This is a genomic window from Streptomyces sp. P3, from assembly GCF_003032475.1.
In the GTDB taxonomy this organism is placed as follows: domain Bacteria; phylum Actinomycetota; class Actinomycetes; order Streptomycetales; family Streptomycetaceae; genus Streptomyces.
Map to the genome: position 1 here is coordinate 6,532,955 of NZ_CP028369.1, position 15,767 is coordinate 6,548,721.

Annotated in this window: 10 protein-coding genes; 2 read left to right on the plus strand and 8 right to left on the minus strand. The window is 72.3% G+C overall.

Features of this window, described 5'->3' with window-relative positions; genetic code table 11:
* Positions 1 to 255: 255 nt before the first annotated feature.
* Entirely contained in the window at positions 256 to 4,224 is a 3,969-nt protein-coding gene (locus C6376_RS28730; RefSeq protein ID WP_107446067.1) for an NACHT domain-containing NTPase, read from the plus strand.
* A gap of 83 nt (positions 4,225 to 4,307) precedes the next feature.
* Here the strand turns inward: C6376_RS28730 and C6376_RS28735 are convergent, their stop codons facing one another.
* From C6376_RS28735 to C6376_RS28745, 3 genes are all read right to left on the minus strand, one after another.
* Complete coding sequence (locus C6376_RS28735) at positions 4,308 to 5,078, minus strand: helix-turn-helix transcriptional regulator (RefSeq protein ID WP_107446068.1); 771 nt, start codon at positions 5,076 to 5,078, stop codon at positions 4,308 to 4,310.
* 88 nt (positions 5,079 to 5,166) lie between these two features.
* Positions 5,167 to 6,198, minus strand: a complete 1,032-nt coding sequence (locus C6376_RS28740; protein ID WP_107446069.1) for an alpha/beta hydrolase — start codon at positions 6,196 to 6,198, stop codon at positions 5,167 to 5,169.
* Positions 6,199 to 6,377: 179 nt separating this feature from the next.
* Positions 6,378 to 9,170 (minus strand): LuxR family transcriptional regulator, encoded by a 2,793-nt coding sequence (locus C6376_RS28745; protein WP_254076106.1) that lies wholly within the window; start codon positions 9,168 to 9,170, stop codon positions 6,378 to 6,380.
* A gap of 370 nt (positions 9,171 to 9,540) precedes the next feature.
* Here C6376_RS28745 and C6376_RS28750 point away from each other — a divergent pair, with 370 nt between their 5' ends.
* Entirely contained in the window at positions 9,541 to 10,311 is a 771-nt protein-coding gene (locus C6376_RS28750) for a phosphatase PAP2 family protein (protein WP_107446071.1), read from the plus strand.
* A gap of 41 nt (positions 10,312 to 10,352) precedes the next feature.
* On the opposite strand, the gene C6376_RS28755 is transcribed toward C6376_RS28750, so the two are convergent.
* Genes C6376_RS28755 through C6376_RS28775 form a run of 5 tightly spaced genes read right to left on the minus strand, consistent with a single transcriptional unit; the run spans position 10,353 to position 15,762 of the window.
* Positions 10,353 to 11,687, minus strand: a complete 1,335-nt coding sequence (locus tag C6376_RS28755) for a glutamate-1-semialdehyde 2,1-aminomutase (RefSeq protein WP_107446072.1) — start codon at positions 11,685 to 11,687, stop codon at positions 10,353 to 10,355.
* Between the two features lie 7 nt (positions 11,688 to 11,694).
* A complete protein-coding gene (rfbC, locus tag C6376_RS28760; RefSeq protein ID WP_107446073.1) occupies positions 11,695 to 12,246 on the minus strand; it encodes a dTDP-4-dehydrorhamnose 3,5-epimerase in 552 nt (183 codons plus the stop codon).
* Entirely contained in the window at positions 12,243 to 13,517 is a 1,275-nt protein-coding gene (locus C6376_RS28765; RefSeq protein ID WP_107446074.1) for a polysaccharide pyruvyl transferase family protein, read from the minus strand. Before C6376_RS28765 ends, rfbC begins: the two co-directional genes overlap by 4 nt.
* Complete coding sequence (locus C6376_RS28770; RefSeq protein WP_107446075.1) at positions 13,514 to 14,461, minus strand: glycosyltransferase family 2 protein; 948 nt, start codon at positions 14,459 to 14,461, stop codon at positions 13,514 to 13,516. The genes C6376_RS28765 and C6376_RS28770 overlap by 4 nt, the downstream gene beginning before the upstream one ends.
* Positions 14,458 to 15,762 (minus strand): hypothetical protein, encoded by a 1,305-nt coding sequence (locus C6376_RS28775; RefSeq protein ID WP_173985927.1) that lies wholly within the window; start codon positions 15,760 to 15,762, stop codon positions 14,458 to 14,460. The genes C6376_RS28770 and C6376_RS28775 overlap by 4 nt, the downstream gene beginning before the upstream one ends.
* Positions 15,763 to 15,767 lie beyond the last annotated feature (5 nt).

Here is a 15,767-nt window from a genome sequence, read left to right on the forward strand (position 1 = left end):
CGGGCGACTCCGGTGGATCGGCAAGGAGGGGAAGCCAGTCGCCGGCCACCTCGTGTCGGTGCTTCGAAGCGGCGGTCCGGCCTATGATCGGGCTGTCTTGGTTATGCCCCGACTCGTCGGGCAGGCCGACTGGTTCGACGAGCCCCCTGCGCGCTGTCTCGACAGTGCGCCGCCTGATGGGGCGCAGTGCCGGTAGGTGCGTCCCGACCAGGCCCGGGAGGGTGGTCGGGTGGGGAATCTCCGCAGACTCGGCCGGTGGAGGTGAAGGTGTCGTTCGATGCCCGGAACGTCGAGGCCCTGGTGGGCGAGTTGGGCAGCGTGGTGAACAGACTGGTTCCTGGCGCGTTCGGCGGCGTCGCCAGGGACGGCCAGAAGGCACAGGAGCCGCTGCACATCCCCGTGTTGTGCGAGATCGCGGAACGGAGCTTTCCCGCCGAGTGGCGACGGGGAGACCGGGTTCATGCGCTTGAGTTGACGCTCAGGCGGGCGATAGGCCGACTCGAAGGACAGTTCGCCGGCAATTCGACGTGGAGACCGAGCAGGCGGATCACCAATGAAGAGGTGGCTCTACGCTATTTCAACTTCGACGGTTCGACGGATCTCGGAAGAGTCGAGTCCATCGACTTCGATGACGCAGCGTTCGACGGCCTCGGAGGCGATCGCTACGTCAAAGTATTTCACGCGTTGAAGAATGCGATAGCGTTTGACATCAGCGACGTGAGACTTCGGGTTTATCTGAAAGACCTTCGTCACCGACTCGCCGCAATTATTCTCGACCCGGGTTTTCCCTTCACCGCGGCGTCTGAGTCCGCGCCGGCAGGCGAAGCGTCCGCCGCCCGGTCGGTATCGGACGATGGCTACGGTGTGGATGTCCGCGAGTTGCTCGCCATCTCTGACGTCTATGTGCGCGACATCCGCATCGATTCCATGCTCCATGTGGTGCGCACCCTCGAACCCGATCTGCTGGAACAGCTCAGGAATACGAGTCGTCCGTGGCCGCGGGTGGTCGTCGGAGAGGCCGGGTCGGGCAAGAGCACATTGCTGTGGTCGCTCCACCAGAGCCTGGCCGCCGAGCCGGACACAGAGCCGCTGCTGCTGCCCGCTACGTGGTTACTGCGGGACCGGGGTGACGAACCTGCGGAAAGACTCGCCGAGTTGCTGCAAAGGATCGCCCGGGCAGGAAGAAGGCCGGTCCTGCTTCTCGACACCGCCGACCTGATGCTTCACGACGAAGAGGCGCGCCAGCGGCTGTTGCGTCTTCTCAACTCCGTCCATACGGCCGGGTTTTCCGGCCTGTATTCCACCAGGCCCCAGGAGGCCGCACTCCTGTCGGACGACCATCTGCGTCGTTACGACCTCCAGCCGTACGACGACGCCGAGCTGGATCACGCTGTCGCCGCCTTGGTGACTCGGTATTGTCCGGACGTTCCTCACGCGGAGGTCACCAGGCGGGTGCGGCAGGCAACGGCGCGCGGCCTGCCGGTCGCCGAGGTCTGCCGGAGCCCGCTGCTGCTGCGCATGCTGTTCGACCTCTCCGCGCCCTCCGAGCCCGAACTCGGTGATGTCGACGTCACCCGGCTCTTCGACGCCTACTGGCAGCGGCGAGTGATGCGTGACGCCCGTACGGATACCGAGACCGGCCTGCGTGCCCGTGCGGCCGACAACCTGAGCGCCCTGGCCGGCCACGCAGCCGTCGGATTGCTCGGCTCCGGCCTGCCGGGGCTGCCCGCCGCCACGCTGCGCGAGACGACCGCCGTTGCGGCCGGATCATCCGGCGATCCCGCGTCGCTCGAGGAGGGGCTCGCGATCCTCACCGAACGCGGTGTGCTCGTACCCGGCGGAGAACAGGTCGGATTTCTCCACCAGACCATGTTCGAGTTCGCCGCCGCCAAGGGTCTGCTCGCCCGGCCGGATCCAGCGACGATCGGCACGCTGACGGCCCGGGCGACAAGCCACGGCGGTGACCTGTTCGTCGGCGCCGTCCTCGAACAGGTCCTGATTCTCGCGGGTGCGAACCCGCTTCTCCGGGATGCGGCCCGCGATGCTGTCAACGCTCTGGTCACCTCGGACAGCGAGGCGGTCCAGGCGATCGGGCTTGTGGCCTGGGGTCACTATCCGGTGCTTCTTGACGACGCCACCAACACCCTGCGAACAGCCGGGGCATCGGCGCTGGAGCGCACGACGAGAATTCTCCCCACCATCGCCGCCAAGCCGACGGGGCAGACCATCAGCCAGCTCCTGCTCATCTGGCAGTCCACGAACGAGTCGGATGTCCGTACCGCGGTGCTCGACGCGTTCGGCCGTCTCGCCCTGCACACACCGCGAGACGTGGCCGAGGCGGTGGACTACCTGCAGCCGCTCCACACGTTCGCGGGAACCACAGTCACCCCCGCGATGCGACGCAGTTTTCTCGGTGTCCTTCATGCGATCTCCTCGCAGGCGCGCCTTCTCGTACGGTCCACGCTCGTCGCCATGCTCATGAGTAGTGACGACCGGGAATGCGTCGAGCTGGAGTACCTGGCACGCCAGTGGTCCTCCATCGGCGACGACCACCTGCTGGCCGAGATCGTCCGGACCCTTGACGCCGAGGGGCCGCCGAGCCGCACCGTCGCGGCCGGGTTCGGGAAAGTCATCGCCGCCGAATGGCACCGGGCGGGCACCTGGCACGGTGCCGAGCCCTGGGCGGACTTCCTCGCACACGCCATGCACCCCGGCTCCGCCGCGCTCACGCTGCGGAACGAGGCGACGCTGCACGCCGTCGGCGCCTTTGCCGTCACCACGGACGACGACCGCTGCGTCCGCATCGCCGTCGAGGCCCTGCTCGACGCATCGGACCCCCGTGTGCGCGACGTCATCTGCCACAGCGTGCTCCGCGGCATCCTCGCCTCGGGATCACACGCCACCGCTGTCCTGGACACTGCCGTCAGGTCCTCACTCGCGACCATCGGGTACGCCGCGCAGAAGGGCAGGATCGACGAGCGCCAGCAGCTTCTGCTCGAGCTGCTCGCCCAAGCAGATCTCCCCGGTACGTCCATAGCCCGAGTCCTCCCGCCGCATCTCGAAACCCAGGACTGGAAGGCCGACCACCGCCTCCTGCGTCTCGCGTCGGCCGCGGCCGATCACGGACACCCCACCGCTCAGCACCTGCTGGAAGAGGTGAGCCGCACCCCGCAGATGCTGTCGACGGCTCAGCTCGACGCGCTCTTCTCCACTCGAACCGCGCACATGCCCCGAAGCGATGAGGTCTTTGACGCCATCGTGTCCATCGCCACCCGGACCGGGCGGACGGCGGACCTGGAGAAGATCGTCGAGTCCGCCGATCGACGCGATGGACGTGTGGACCTGTACGGTCCCTCGCTCCTGGCCCACGCCCGAGAGCTGATGGCAGGCACCGATGAGTCGAAGCGCAGTGGCAGCCGGTTCCTCGCCGGACTCATGGCCAAGATCGACACGGAGATGGCGTGGCCCGAACTACGAGTCGTCCTCGACGACGTTGACGACCCGAAGATCCTCGTTCGGCTCATTCGGACGCTCTGGCAGCAGACTCCCGCCGGGGACGTCTCTGCCCAACTCGACTACCTCGGCCGGTTCATCGAGGTCCGGCCCGGTGCCGACAGGCCGGTGGCACGTCCACCCGGACGCCTGACCGACATCTCGGTCGCCGTCGCGTCGGCCTGGGCGATGCTCTACATCCTCGGTACCCGCACCGAAGCCGCCACCGACCAGTGGCCTGTGGTGCGGACGCTCGGGCTCTACGAGGTCGAAGGGGAGGAGATCTTCGTCGAGGGCAGGAGGTTCCTGATCGTCTGCGACTACCTCGCGCGCCTCGGCCCGGTGGACCCTCACCGGGCCGGGGCCCACCTCCTCGACTACCTCTCGGCTCTCTCGACCGGTGAATTCCATGGCAACGACCCTGCATGGTGGCGACGCGAACTCCGTATCGCCGTCCAGCACGCCTGCGCACTCAGTGATCACAGGATCATCGAATCCCTTGTCGCTGTCTGTGGCATCCTCGACGACGGGATCGCCGAGGTCATCACCACGGCCATTGCCGAGCGCCACTACGCCGCCGCGCGCGAGCACCTGCAAACACTCGGCCGCGCCGACATCACGGCCACTCTGCGGAGCTTCCTTCTGGAGCTCATCCGCAGCCACGACCGCAGCTTCGGCACCCGGGCCTTTCCCGAGGTCTTCGCGGCAGTCACGGGCCGCGCTCCGAGGTGACCGTCCCGACGGCCGACGGCCGACGGCCGACGGGGGGCGGACGGCGGCCCGGGCGGGGGCGGCCCGTCGGCACCCGGCGCTGGTCAGAGCACCGAGTTCTGCCACTGCTTCGGGGACAGGCCGTAGGTCTGCCGGAAGACGCGGCTGAAATGGGAGGGGCTGGCGAAGCCCCAGGACTGGGCCACCACGGCCACGCTGCGGCGGTGACGGCGCAGTTCGAGACGGCAGGCGGCAAGCCGGTGCTGTCTGATCCAGGCGCCGACGGTGGTGCCGCTCGTCTGGAAGAGCTTGTGCAGGTACCGCACGGAGATGTGGTGCGCCCGCGCTATCGAGTCCGGTGACATGCCGCTGTCCGCGAGGTTCTCCTGGATGTGCGTCTGGACGCGCAGCAGCAGATCGTGGGCGGGATCGGCGAGGTCGCCGCTGCTGTCGTCCTCCTGGATCTCGCTGAGCAGCAGGGCGACCAGGTCGGCGGTGTTCAGGGCCAGCCGTCTGCCGACCGCAGAGTCCCGGGGCCGCGATGTCCTCGCGAGGGTCGACAGGAACGGGGAGACGCATTCCGCCAGGCCGTTCCTGCCGCTCACCCGGATCACGGAAGCACCCCTCAGCGCCTCTTCGGGCACGTCGAGGAGGAAGCGCGGCACGCGGAAGAAGGCCACTTCGCCGGCGACGTCACCGCCAGGCGGCACGGTGCCCAGGACGACGAGGTCGCCCGGGCCCAGCACATGCGGGGAGCCCGGGTGGAGGGGCACGGTCTCGTCGGACAGGTTGACGCCCAGGTGCAGATGCCTGTCGTCGCCTCCGGCGGGCCAGGGCAGGTTCACGAAGGGGCCGCAGCCGTCGCCTGGGAGCATTTCTGTTGTGGTGGCCTTCCTGCGCGGGGACTGCCGCCGACGGCGGCTTCACGGCTCCCACTCTCGCAAGCGACCCGTTGCGGGCGCATCAGTAAGGTGACGGTCCGTCTTCGGCAGGGGACGAAACCCGGTCGGCGAGCAGCCCTTTGAGGAAGCGGCCGCCCTGCTCGATCGCCGCCACGGTCGGCGGGCTGTCCCGCAGCATGCTCAGGGACACGAAGTCGTGCACGGTCCCCAGATACCGGGCGGCGGTCACCGGGACGCCGGCCTGCCGCAGCAGCCGGGCGTACTGCTCGCCCTCGTCCCGGACGACGTCCGCCTCCGCCGTCACGATCAGGGCGGGCGGCAGACCCGCGAGGTCCGCCGCGGTCGCCCGCATGGGCGAGGCCGTCGGCTCGGCGAGTGCGCGCGAGTCGTCGGTGTACTGACGCCAGCACCAGTCCAGAGCCTCACGCGGCAGCAGGTAGCCGGAACCGAACTCGTCCCGCGACGGGGTGGCGGCGTGCGGATCGGTCATCGGGTAGTACAGCAGTTGTGCGCGGATGCGCGGACCGCCCCGCTGCTTGGCCATCATGGTGAGCGCCGTGGCCATCGTCGCGCCCGTGCAGTCGCCGGCCAGCGCCAGCCTGCGGCCGTCCAGACCCAGGTCGTCGGCCTGTTGGGCCACCGCGGTCAGGAGCGCGTACGACTCCTCCAGCGCGACCGGGTACCGGGCCTCCGGGCTGCGGGTGAACTCGGGCACCACGAAGGCGGCGCCGCTCAGGGCCGACAACTGCTCCGTCAGGCGCGCGTGGGTCCGGGCGTCCCCCAGCATCCACCGTCCGCCGTGCAGGTACATGACGACGGGAGGCGGGCCCGCCGGCGGTCGCGTCGGCCGGAACAACCAGAAACCGACGAGCCCGCGGGGACCCACCGGCGCCACCCGGAACTCGGCCTCCGGGCCGAAGCCTTCGAAGGGGTGACCCTGCATCTCCAGCAGGGCCTGCCGTCCGTCGGCCGGTCCCAGCCGGTGCAGGTAGGGCGGCCCGGCGCAGGCGTCGACGAGTCGTTGCACCAGGGGATCGAGCACGACGGCGGGGCGTTCCCGCCCGCCGCGAGGCCCTGCGGGTTCGGAGTTCAACGGCGCACGTTCCTTCCTCGTCACGATCGGCCGTCCCGGCACACGCGCACCGTCCTCGGCTACCCGTGGGGACTGCGACGACACCGGGGGAGCGACCCCGCCCGGTGCGGCCCGCCGTGGGATCACGGCCCGGCTGTCACGGGACCGGGGATCACAGCCCCGGCGTCACGGGCCGGGGATCACAGATCGTCGAACAGGTCGCGGAGCTGGTTGCGGCTGCTGACGCCCAGTTTCGGATACACGTTGTAGAGATGGGAGCTGATCGTGCGCGGGGAGAGCAGCAACTGCTCCGCTATCTCCCGGTTGCGCAGCCCTCGGGCGGCCAGCCGCACGATCTGGCGCTGCTGGGCGGTCAGTTCGGACAGCGGATCGGTCGGGGCGGGACCGGTGGCCACGCCGCTCGCCCGCAACTCGGCGCGGGCCTCCTCGGCCGGGCCGGACGCGCCGAGCCGGGTGAACGTCTCCAGCGCCGTGGCCAGGAGCGGGCGGGCGTCCAGGGGCCGCCGCCGTCTGCGCAGCCACTGCGCGTAGTGGAGCCGCGCCTGAGCCCGGGCGAGCGGCCACTGATCGCCGACCGGGTTCACCGCGGCGAGCCGGAAGTGGTGTTCGGCGTCCTCGGTCTTCCCGGTCAGCGCGGCGGCGTGGTGCATCAGCAGCGTCATCCGGATGGTCGGACGTTCCCCCGTCCCGGCGCGCACCCTTTCGAGGACGTGCCGCGCCTGCGCATGGTGGCCCGTCCGCTGGGCGGCCGCGGCGAGATCGGCCACCGACCGGGGGGACAAGAAGTAGTGCAGCGCTGCGCCGTCCTCGTCGAAGAGGGACCGAAAGCAGCGGAACGCGGCGTCGAAGTCGCCCGCCGCCATGGCGGACGTGCCCGCGGCCCGCAGGAGGCGTGCGTGGGTGGCGCGGTTCTCCGGTAGCGCGAGGGCCGTCCACGCCTGGTCCGGCGGCATGGACGCGGATTCGCCGCGCAGCGCCCGCAGGGTCGCCCGGAGCGCCTCGACGTCGATCTGCATGTGCTGCCACTTGTGCACCGCGGCCAGCGACGCCGCCCTCTCCAGATGCTGGTCCGCCTCCGCCCAGCGGCCGGTGTCGATCAGCGCCGCGGCCGTCACCGTGAGCACGCTGGCCATGGAGCCCGAGGCGCCGTACGCGTCGAGCACGGGGCGCATCCGGCGGTAGGTCTCCACGCACAGGTCCGACTCGTCGGCCAGGAAGGCCAGCGCGCTGACGGCGACGCCCCGGGTCATCTCCGCTATGTCGAGCGGCGGCCGCGGCGAGCCCGGCCGCCGGCGGACGCCCCGCAACAACTCCGTGGCACGCGTCGGTTCGGCCACGCTGAGGGTCACGGCGAGCACCGAGTCGGTCGCGTCGGTCGTCCTCAGTTCGGCGTAGGCGGAGCCCCGGTGCGCGCCGTCCACCTCGTTCAGCAGCGCGGTGATCGGCTGCCCGACCTCCGGCAGGCCCGACTGGAACGCGACGGCGCCGAGCACGCTGACCAGAGCGACCACCGTGAGGGCGTCCTCGGGCGGGTCCGGCTGCAGCGCGTTCATCAGCGTCTGGAACGCCTCGCGCTGGTGGCCGGACAGCGACAGGGCCATGCCCGCGGCGCACGCCGCCATGCCCAGCAGGTCCCGGTCCTCGGTCAGCGCGGTGATCTTTTCGTAGAGTTCGCAGACCCAGGAGGGGTCACCGGTGTTCTGGGCGGCCCGCAGCGCCTTCGCGTAGCGGCGCGCCCGGTCGGCGGCCGCGGGGGTGCACTCGGCGGACCGCTGCAGGGCCTCGCCCGCCGCGTAGAACCCGCCGACCCGTTCGGCGAGTTCGGCGGTGTCCTCCAGAGCCGCCGCCACGGACTCGTCGTGACCGACGCAGGCGGCGGCCAGGTGCCACGCGCGCCGGGCCGGGTCGGCCGTGAGGGCGGCCGCCAGGTCCCGGTGCGCCTGCTGCCGGAGGTAGGCCGGCGCCGCGTGGTAGGAGGCCGCGCGTGCCAGCGGGTGACGGAAGACCACCCGTTTGTCCAGGACGGTCACGAGACCCGCCTCCTCGGCCGAGGCCCATGCCCAGAGGTCCGGCCCGGCGCCCGCGGCCGCCATGATCGTGTCGAGGTCCTCGTCTTGCGAAGCCGCCGCATAGAGGATCAGCCGCTGGGTCATCCCCGGAAGGTCGCGCAGGCGGGCGGCGTACAGCTCCTGGATGCGTTCGGTCTGCGGCAGACCGCCGCCCGACAGCACGCCCGCGCCGCCGTCCGACTGCGCGGCGCGGCACAGTTCGATGAGGGCCAGTGGGTTTCCGCCGGCCTGCCGCAGCAGTTCGATCCGGGTCCGGCCGGTGGGAACGTGCGGCTGGGCGTCCACGAGTGCCACCGCGTCCCGTTCGGTCAGCGGCCCCAGCAGCAGGGTGGGCAGGGTCGGCGCCAGCCCGTCGGGGGGAGTCTGCCCGCGTGCCGCCAGCAGCACGTGCACGTCGGCGGCGGCGAGGCGGCGCATCACGAAGCCGAGCACGTCGAGGGAGTCCCGGTCGAAGTGCTGGACGTCGTCGACCGTCAGCAGGACACGGTGCCGACGTGCGACGTCGGTCAGCAGCGTCAGGACGGCGACGCGCAGCAGCATGGGGTCGGACGGTCCCTCCGCGGGAGCCACGCCGAACGCCGTCTCGAGCGCCCCGCGCAGATGGCCGGCCAGCGTGGCCGCCTCGGGCAGGACGGGGAGGAGCAACTGGTGCAGGGAGGCGAAGGACTGCCGCGACTCGGCCTCCGTGCCCTGGCACGCCAGCACGAGCGCTCCGCGGGCCCGCGCGTGGTCGACGGCGACCTCGAGCAGCCGTGACTTGCCCGCGCCGGCCTCGCCGAGCAGCATCAGCATCCGCTGTTCGCCGTGCCCCTCGACGCTGCGCACGAGGCGGGCGATCTCGGCCTCCCGGCCCACGGGAGGCGTCTTCGGTCCGGACGGGTCCACGCCGCCGCTAGCCCCCATGCCGGGCCACGCTCGCCACGCACGTGCCGCGTAAGCGGTGAACTCCCTTGAACGGTTCGGCCACGATCATCCCCTCGCCCTCATGTGCAGCACCCTGCCGGTCACGACGCGCGAGGCAGACGGCCCTCATTTTGTCATCCTTCTCGTGCGGGGCGGCGCCGTTCCTCGCCGGAGCGCGGGCACACCGACCGCGGGTGAGCCGCACGGCACGGACTTTCCGACGGCCGCGGGACGTGACCGCGGTGTTGGTTAGGGTGGCAGGCAGGGACTGGCTCCGGAGGGGCCACGTCGGACACGACGGGGGGTCGTCGGTGGGGAGTCGGCAGGCGGGCGCGACGGACGCGGTGGACGCTACGGACGCGGTGGGCTGGTGAACGGCCGCTCGGCGCACGCGGTGCTGCCCGGGTCGCTGCGTTCGTCGCTCGGGCCGATCGCGGCGCTCGCCGCGCTGGTGGTCCTCGCGCTGGGGGTGCTGTACGCCGGCGACGGCGAGCCCGGCAGGGTGGACCGGTGGGTCGTCCGGCCGACGGCGGACAGCGTGCGGCCGCCCTGGCGGAACGTCGCTCTGGCCCTGGACTTCCTGGGAGAGCCCGTGGGGGCGGCGCTGCTGCTCGTCGCCGGCGTGACGGGCTGTCTGCTGCTTCGGCGTCCTCGCTCGGCGGTGCTCGTCGTCGTCGGCACCGGACTGACCGTGGGGGCGGCGACGCTGCTCAAGTCCGTGGTGGGACGCACCATCCACGGTGCCGACAACCTGTCCTACCCGAGCGGGCACACCGCCTTCGCCACCGCGCTGGCCGTCGTGGCGGCGCTCCTCGCGACCGGCCGGACCGGCCTCGCCAGGACGGCCGGCACCTCACTCGTGCTCATCGCGGCGCTGGCCGCCGGCGCGTCCATGGGCTGGGCGCAGGTGGCCCTGGGCGCGCACTATCCGACCGACGCCCTCGGCGGCTGGTGCACCGCGCTGACGGTGGTGCCGGCGACCGCGTGGCTGATCGACCGGACGGCCGACCGGTGGGCCGACCGGCGGGCCGACCGATCGGCCGACCTGACGGCGGACAGGTCGGCCGATCGGATCGCCGGTCCGCCGGCCGATCCAATTGCCGGCCCGCCGGCCGACGCGGGTCGGCCGGATCATCGCTGACGTCACGCCACGTCACGTCACGTCGGGCTCAGCCTGTCGCGTCACGCCAGGCGGCGGAACACGGGCTTCACCGGTCGTCCCCCCATCCACGGGGTGGGGTCACCGGCGTCCAGGGCCTTGCGGTACACCGCGCACGCCTGGGCCACCACGTCGACGGTGTGATCGATGTCGGCTTCGCTGAGCGCGCCGCTCACCACGAACGACGGGGCCAGGACGCCGCCCGCGAGGAGCCGGCGCAGGAACAGGGTGCGGTACTCCTGGGACGGGCGCCCGTGCTCGTCGAGGGTGGCGAAGACCAGGTTGCTGGCCCGGCCCCGGACGACGAGGTGGTCGCCGACGCCCATGCCGGCCGCGGCGTCGCGGACACCGGCGGCCAGCCGTTCGCCGAGGGCGTGCAGCCGCGCGGTGACGCCCTCCTCCACGTAGGTGGTGAGCACGGCCATCGCGGCGGCCAGGGAGTGCGTCTCCGCACCGTGCGTGGTGGACAGCAGGAACACCCGGTCGCCGGAGTGACGCAGCCCGCCCCGCTCCATCAGGTCGCGGCGCCCGGCCAGCGCCGAGACGGCGAACCCGTTGCCCAGCGCCTTGCCGAACGTGGAGAGGTCGGGGACGACGCCGTACAGGCCCTGGGCGCCCGCCTCGGACCAGCGGAAGCCGGTGATCATCTCGTCGAAGACCAGGACGCAGCCGTGCCGGTCGGCCAGTTCGCGAAGGCCCTCGAGATACCCGGGCGGCGGCTCGGAATGGGTGGCGGGTTCGAGGATCAGACAGGCGACCTCGCCCCGGTGCCGGGTGAGCATCTCCTCGGTGGCGGCCAGGTCGCCGTAGGGGAACGCCACGGTGAGTTCGTTGGTGGCGTCCGGAATGCCCGCGGACATCGGCGTGGTGCCGATGAACCAGTCGTCGGTGGAGAAGAACGGGTGGTCGGCGCAGAGGGCCACCCGCGGGCGGCCGGTGGCGGCGCGGGCGAGGCGCACCGCGGCGGTGGTGGCGTCGGAGCCGTTCTTCGCGAACTTCACCATCTCGGCGGTCGGCACGGTCGCCAGGAAGCGTTCCGCGGCCTCGACCTCCACAACGGACGGCCGGACGAAGTTGCTGCCGCGGTCGAGTTGCCGTCGCACCGCCTCGACCACCCGTGGGTGGGCGTGGCCGAGGCTGACCGAGCGCAGGCCGGAGCCGTACTCGATGTACCGGTTGCCGTCGACGTCCCACACATGGGCGCCGTGACCGTGGCTGATGACCGGGGCCAGGTTCTCGGGGTACTGGTCGTCGCCCTTGGCGTAGGTGTGCGCGCCCCCGGGGACCAGGGCGTGCAGCCGCTCGTTCGCCGCCCGCGACCGGGGCAGGAGGAGCTCTCCGGTGTCTTCGGTGTCCACGCCGACCTCAACTCTCTTTGCGCTTCAGGACGTCGGCGAGGCTCGGCGCCTCCCGGTCCCGCTGGGACATCGACGTGACCGGCAGCGGCCAGGGAACGGCCAGCTCCGGGTCGTCGAAGGCGATCGTCACGTCCTCGGCCGGATCGTGCGGACGGTCGATCCGGTACGAGGTGTCGGCGGTCTCGGTCAGTGCCTGGAAGCCGTGCGCGCACCCCGCCGGGATGTAGAGGGTGGTCTGCGTCTCGCCGGACAGCTCGAAGGTGGCCACGTTGCGAAAGGTCGGCGAGTCCGTCCGCAGGTCCACGACGACGTCGAAGATCCTCCCGTACGAGCACCGCACCAGCTTGGCCTCGCCGGCGCCGGAGCGCAGATGCAGGCCGCGCAGCACGCCGCCGACCGAGCGGGACAGGCTGTCCTGCACGAAGGCGTCGGGGTCGAGGCCCACCGAGCGGAGCACGTCGGCGTCGAAGGTGCGGCAGAAGAAGCCGCGTTCGTCGGCGTAGGGCGTCGGTTCGAAGAGGTATGCGCCGGAGATCTCCGGGACTTCGATCGCCTTCACGGAGTCTCCTGCCGGGTGTGGCCCTGTGCGCGGGCGTGGTCGTGGTCTTGGTGGCTGGCGCGGGTGCGGCCGGTCGCCGGGAACAGTGCCGCGGTCAGGGCGGTGAACTGCTGCTCGAGCCGGCGGGCGGCGGCCCGGTTCTGTTCGGCGAGCGTCTGCCGCAGTTGCGCCGAGCACTTCTCCAGCGACCGGAACTGCTCGAGCAGCCGGTCGGCGTCGACCTCGCGCGCGGGATGGCAGTACGCGCCGAGGCCCATCCGAGCCATGAGCGCGTCGCTCTTCGCCGCATAGCTGAGCGCGAGCGTCGGGGTGCCGACCCTCAGTGCGCAGACCAGGTTGTGGTAGCGGGTCGCCACCACGGCGTCGGCGGCCGCCGCCTCCTTCATCAGGTCGGCGAGCGAGGCCGCCTCGGCGGCGTCGACCAGCGGCGAGTCCACCGCGTCGAGGATCGCGGCGACCACCGGCGCGTCACACGCGTCGCCGGTGAGCAGCCGGACCGGCCTGCCCTCCTCGACCAGCGCGCGGACGAACCGGGTCGTCCCCTCGAGGTAGCGCCGGTGGATCTCCTCGGCGCGGTCGCGGTCGTCGTCGCCGCCGTGGAAGTCCATGACGCCGACGCAGACGCGGCCCGGCGGTACCGAGGACGCGCCCGACGGCGGCGCCGGCAGGGCGAACGCGAGGTCCGGGTGGACCTCGTCGCGCGCGGTGTCCACGCCCATCGCCCGCATCGCGTCGCGGGACTGGACGTCCCGGTACGACCGGTAGGCGGCCAGCCGCGCCGACCAGCGCACCAGGGCGCGGGTCGACTTGTTGGCGATCGGGGCGGCGCCGACGCCGACCAGCGCGACCCGGGCGCCGGCCGGCCGGCCGCTCGCGCAGAGCAGGAACAGCGCGTACGGGAAGCCCCACGGCCGCAGCGGCAGCGTGGCCTCCAGGACGCCCATGCCCGGCACGATCACCACGTCGTGCCGGCGCACCCAGGCGGCGGTGCGGAAGGCGTCGACGAGTTTGCCCAGCCCCTTCCCGGCGATCGCGCCCGCGCGGGACGCGGTCCGGTACTCCCCGCGGTACCAGTGCAGCCGCGTCGCGGGGATGCCGTACCGGGCCGTGACGACCTCGGGTCCGCCGCACAGCGCGTCCACGACCGCCTCCGGGTGCTCCGCGCGGAGATATCCGAGCACCGCCTCGAGCGAACCGTCGTTGCCGAGGTTGCCGGAGCCGAGCAGCCCGAACACCCCGACGCGCACCGGGGACGCGCCCGCGGACGTCATGCCCGCCTCCCCTCGCGGCCGGCGACGAGGTCGTCGACGGAGACGGTGAGCCGGGCCGGATCGACCGGGGCGCGGTCCTCGACCCGCTCCCCGGCGCCCGGCCGGACCCGGCTGGTCATCCACGCGGCCAGGTGGCGAAAACACGCGCGCCGGTCCGCCGGGGACAGCGGCGCCCGCCGGATCGCCGAGGCGAAACCCCAGACGTACTCGGCGAGCAGCCGGGGCGTCGGATGCAGCAGGCCTGCCCGGCGCGGGTCCAGGTTGACGCACCGGGAGCGCTTGGAGGGGTTCGCCCGCTCGGCGCGGGTGGGATGGTCGCGGCGGAAGTACAGCAGCTCCGGCACCTGGTGGAAGGGACCGTGCAGGGTGATCTCGGCGACGAACGTGCGGTCCGCGTGGTGGTAGCTGTCGTGCGGCTTCACCCGGCGCAGCATGTCGGCCCGCATCACCCCGTAGAAGTCGTCGCCGCCGGGCTCGAACAGCAGGCTGCGGAAGCGCTCCGGCGCGTGCGGCGAGTCGGTGGCGAGCCCGTACGCGTAGGGGACCTTCACCCGGCCGTCGCCGTCGATGACCGCCTGGCCGCTGTGCGCGAGGACCACGTCCGGCCGCTCGTCCAGCGCCTCCACGCAGCGCAGCAGCAGGTCCCGGGCGTACAGGTCGTCGTGCGAGGCCCACTTGAACAGCTCGCCGCGGCACTCGGTGAACACGTAGTTGTGGTTGGGCGCGGCGCCGATGTTGCGGGGCAGCCGGATGTACCGGATGCGCGAGTCCTCGGCGGCGTACCGGCGGCAGATGTCCTCGGTCCCGTCGGTCGAGGCGTTGTCGGAGACGACCAGCTCGAAGTCCTCGTAGGTCTGTCCGAGCAGGGCGTCGAACGACTCGGCCAGGTACTCCTCGCCGTTGTACACGGGCAGGCCGACGCTCAGCCTGGGGTGGGCGGTCATGAGGTCCTCACTTCGCGGATGGTGTTCCGGTGGTGCTCGCGCGACGCGGCCCGCAGCTGCAGCCACCACACGGCCGAGCTGCCGACGGTCGCGGCGGCGACGCCCCAGGCCGAGCCGACCGTGCCGGCCACGGCGGCCCCGCCGAGTCCGCCGCCGACGTAACAGGCGGAGGCGAACAGTTGACAGCGCAGGCTGCGCCGGGCCGCGGCGAGCGCGCGCAGTCCGGCCGCCGCGCCGGTGCCGAGGCCGGCGCCGGCGACGCCGAGGGTGGCCGGCACGATGAGCTGCGAGGCGGAGGGCCAGACGTCGCCGAGCACGAACTCGCCGGCCCGGTCCGGCATCAGCAGCAGCGCCGCGCCCCACAGCAGCGCGGCGGCGGCCTGCCCGCCTCCCAGCAGCAGGCAGAACCTGTTCAGCCGGTGCGGGGCTTGCCGCAGCACGCGTGCCGCCTCCGCGACGGTGACCAGCGACAGCCCCATCAGCAGCGCGAGGAACGGGCCGAGCAGCAGCTCCGCGCCCCGCACCGCGCCCACCGCGCCGACGCCGACGATCGCGCCGAGACCGTACGCCCGCAGCTGGCTCGCGCCGCTGAGGCTGACGTTCTCGACCAGGTACCGGTAGCCGAGGTCGCGCTGCTCGCGCAGCCACCCGCGCGTCCCGGTCGTCCGGGGCCGGATCCCGGACTGGAGACAGCCGTACCCCGCTGCCACCGCGGCGGACGCGCCCCAGGCGAGCACGAACGCGGCCACGCTGTCCACGCGGGCCGCCACCACCATCGCCGGGACGAGCGCGACACCCCACACGAGGTCGTTGACGAACGCCTTGCGCCCGGTCCCGGCGGCGAAGAACGCGAACCGCCAGGCGTCCTGCAGCAGCAGCGCCGGCAGCACGACGCCGAGGCAGACGAACGCGGGCCCCACGCGGCCGCCGAGGCCGAGCCCGACCAGCAGACACACCGCGCCGAGGGCGGTGCCGACGCCGAGCGCGGCACCCGAGGAGCGGGCGGCCGCCGCGCGCCAGGACGCCTCCGGCACGCCGCTGAAGCGCACCACGAGCGGATCGGTGGCCAGCCCGCGGGCGACGTTCAGCACCACGCCGTAGGTCAGCCAGGCCAGACTGAACACGCCGAACGCGGTCAGCCCCAGCGAGCGGGCCACATAGATGCCCACCGCGAAGTTGGTCATGCTGGAGGCCGCCTGGTCGGCCAGTCCCCAGGACAACCGGCCGGCGACGGCCCGCCGGGCGGTCCGCCGGGCGTCCGTGGCCCCGTCCGCCGTCGTCTTCCCCTCCCCGGTGGTCATCGGCG

Excerpts from the sequence above, each read along its gene's own strand:
- C6376_RS28735 (WP_107446068.1), bottom strand. The coding sequence starts at position 5,078 with ATGCTCCCAGGCGACGGCTGCGGCCCCTTCGTGAACCTGCCCTGGCCC.
- C6376_RS28745 (WP_254076106.1), bottom strand. The coding sequence starts at position 9,170 with ATGGGGGCTAGCGGCGGCGTGGACCCGTCCGGACCGAAGACGCCTCCC.
- C6376_RS28765 (WP_107446074.1), bottom strand. The coding sequence starts at position 13,517 with ATGACGTCCGCGGGCGCGTCCCCGGTGCGCGTCGGGGTGTTCGGGCTG.
- C6376_RS28770 (WP_107446075.1), bottom strand. The coding sequence starts at position 14,461 with ATGACCGCCCACCCCAGGCTGAGCGTCGGCCTGCCCGTGTACAACGGC.
- C6376_RS28775 (WP_173985927.1), bottom strand. The coding sequence starts at position 15,762 with ATGACCACCGGGGAGGGGAAGACGACGGCGGACGGGGCCACGGACGCC.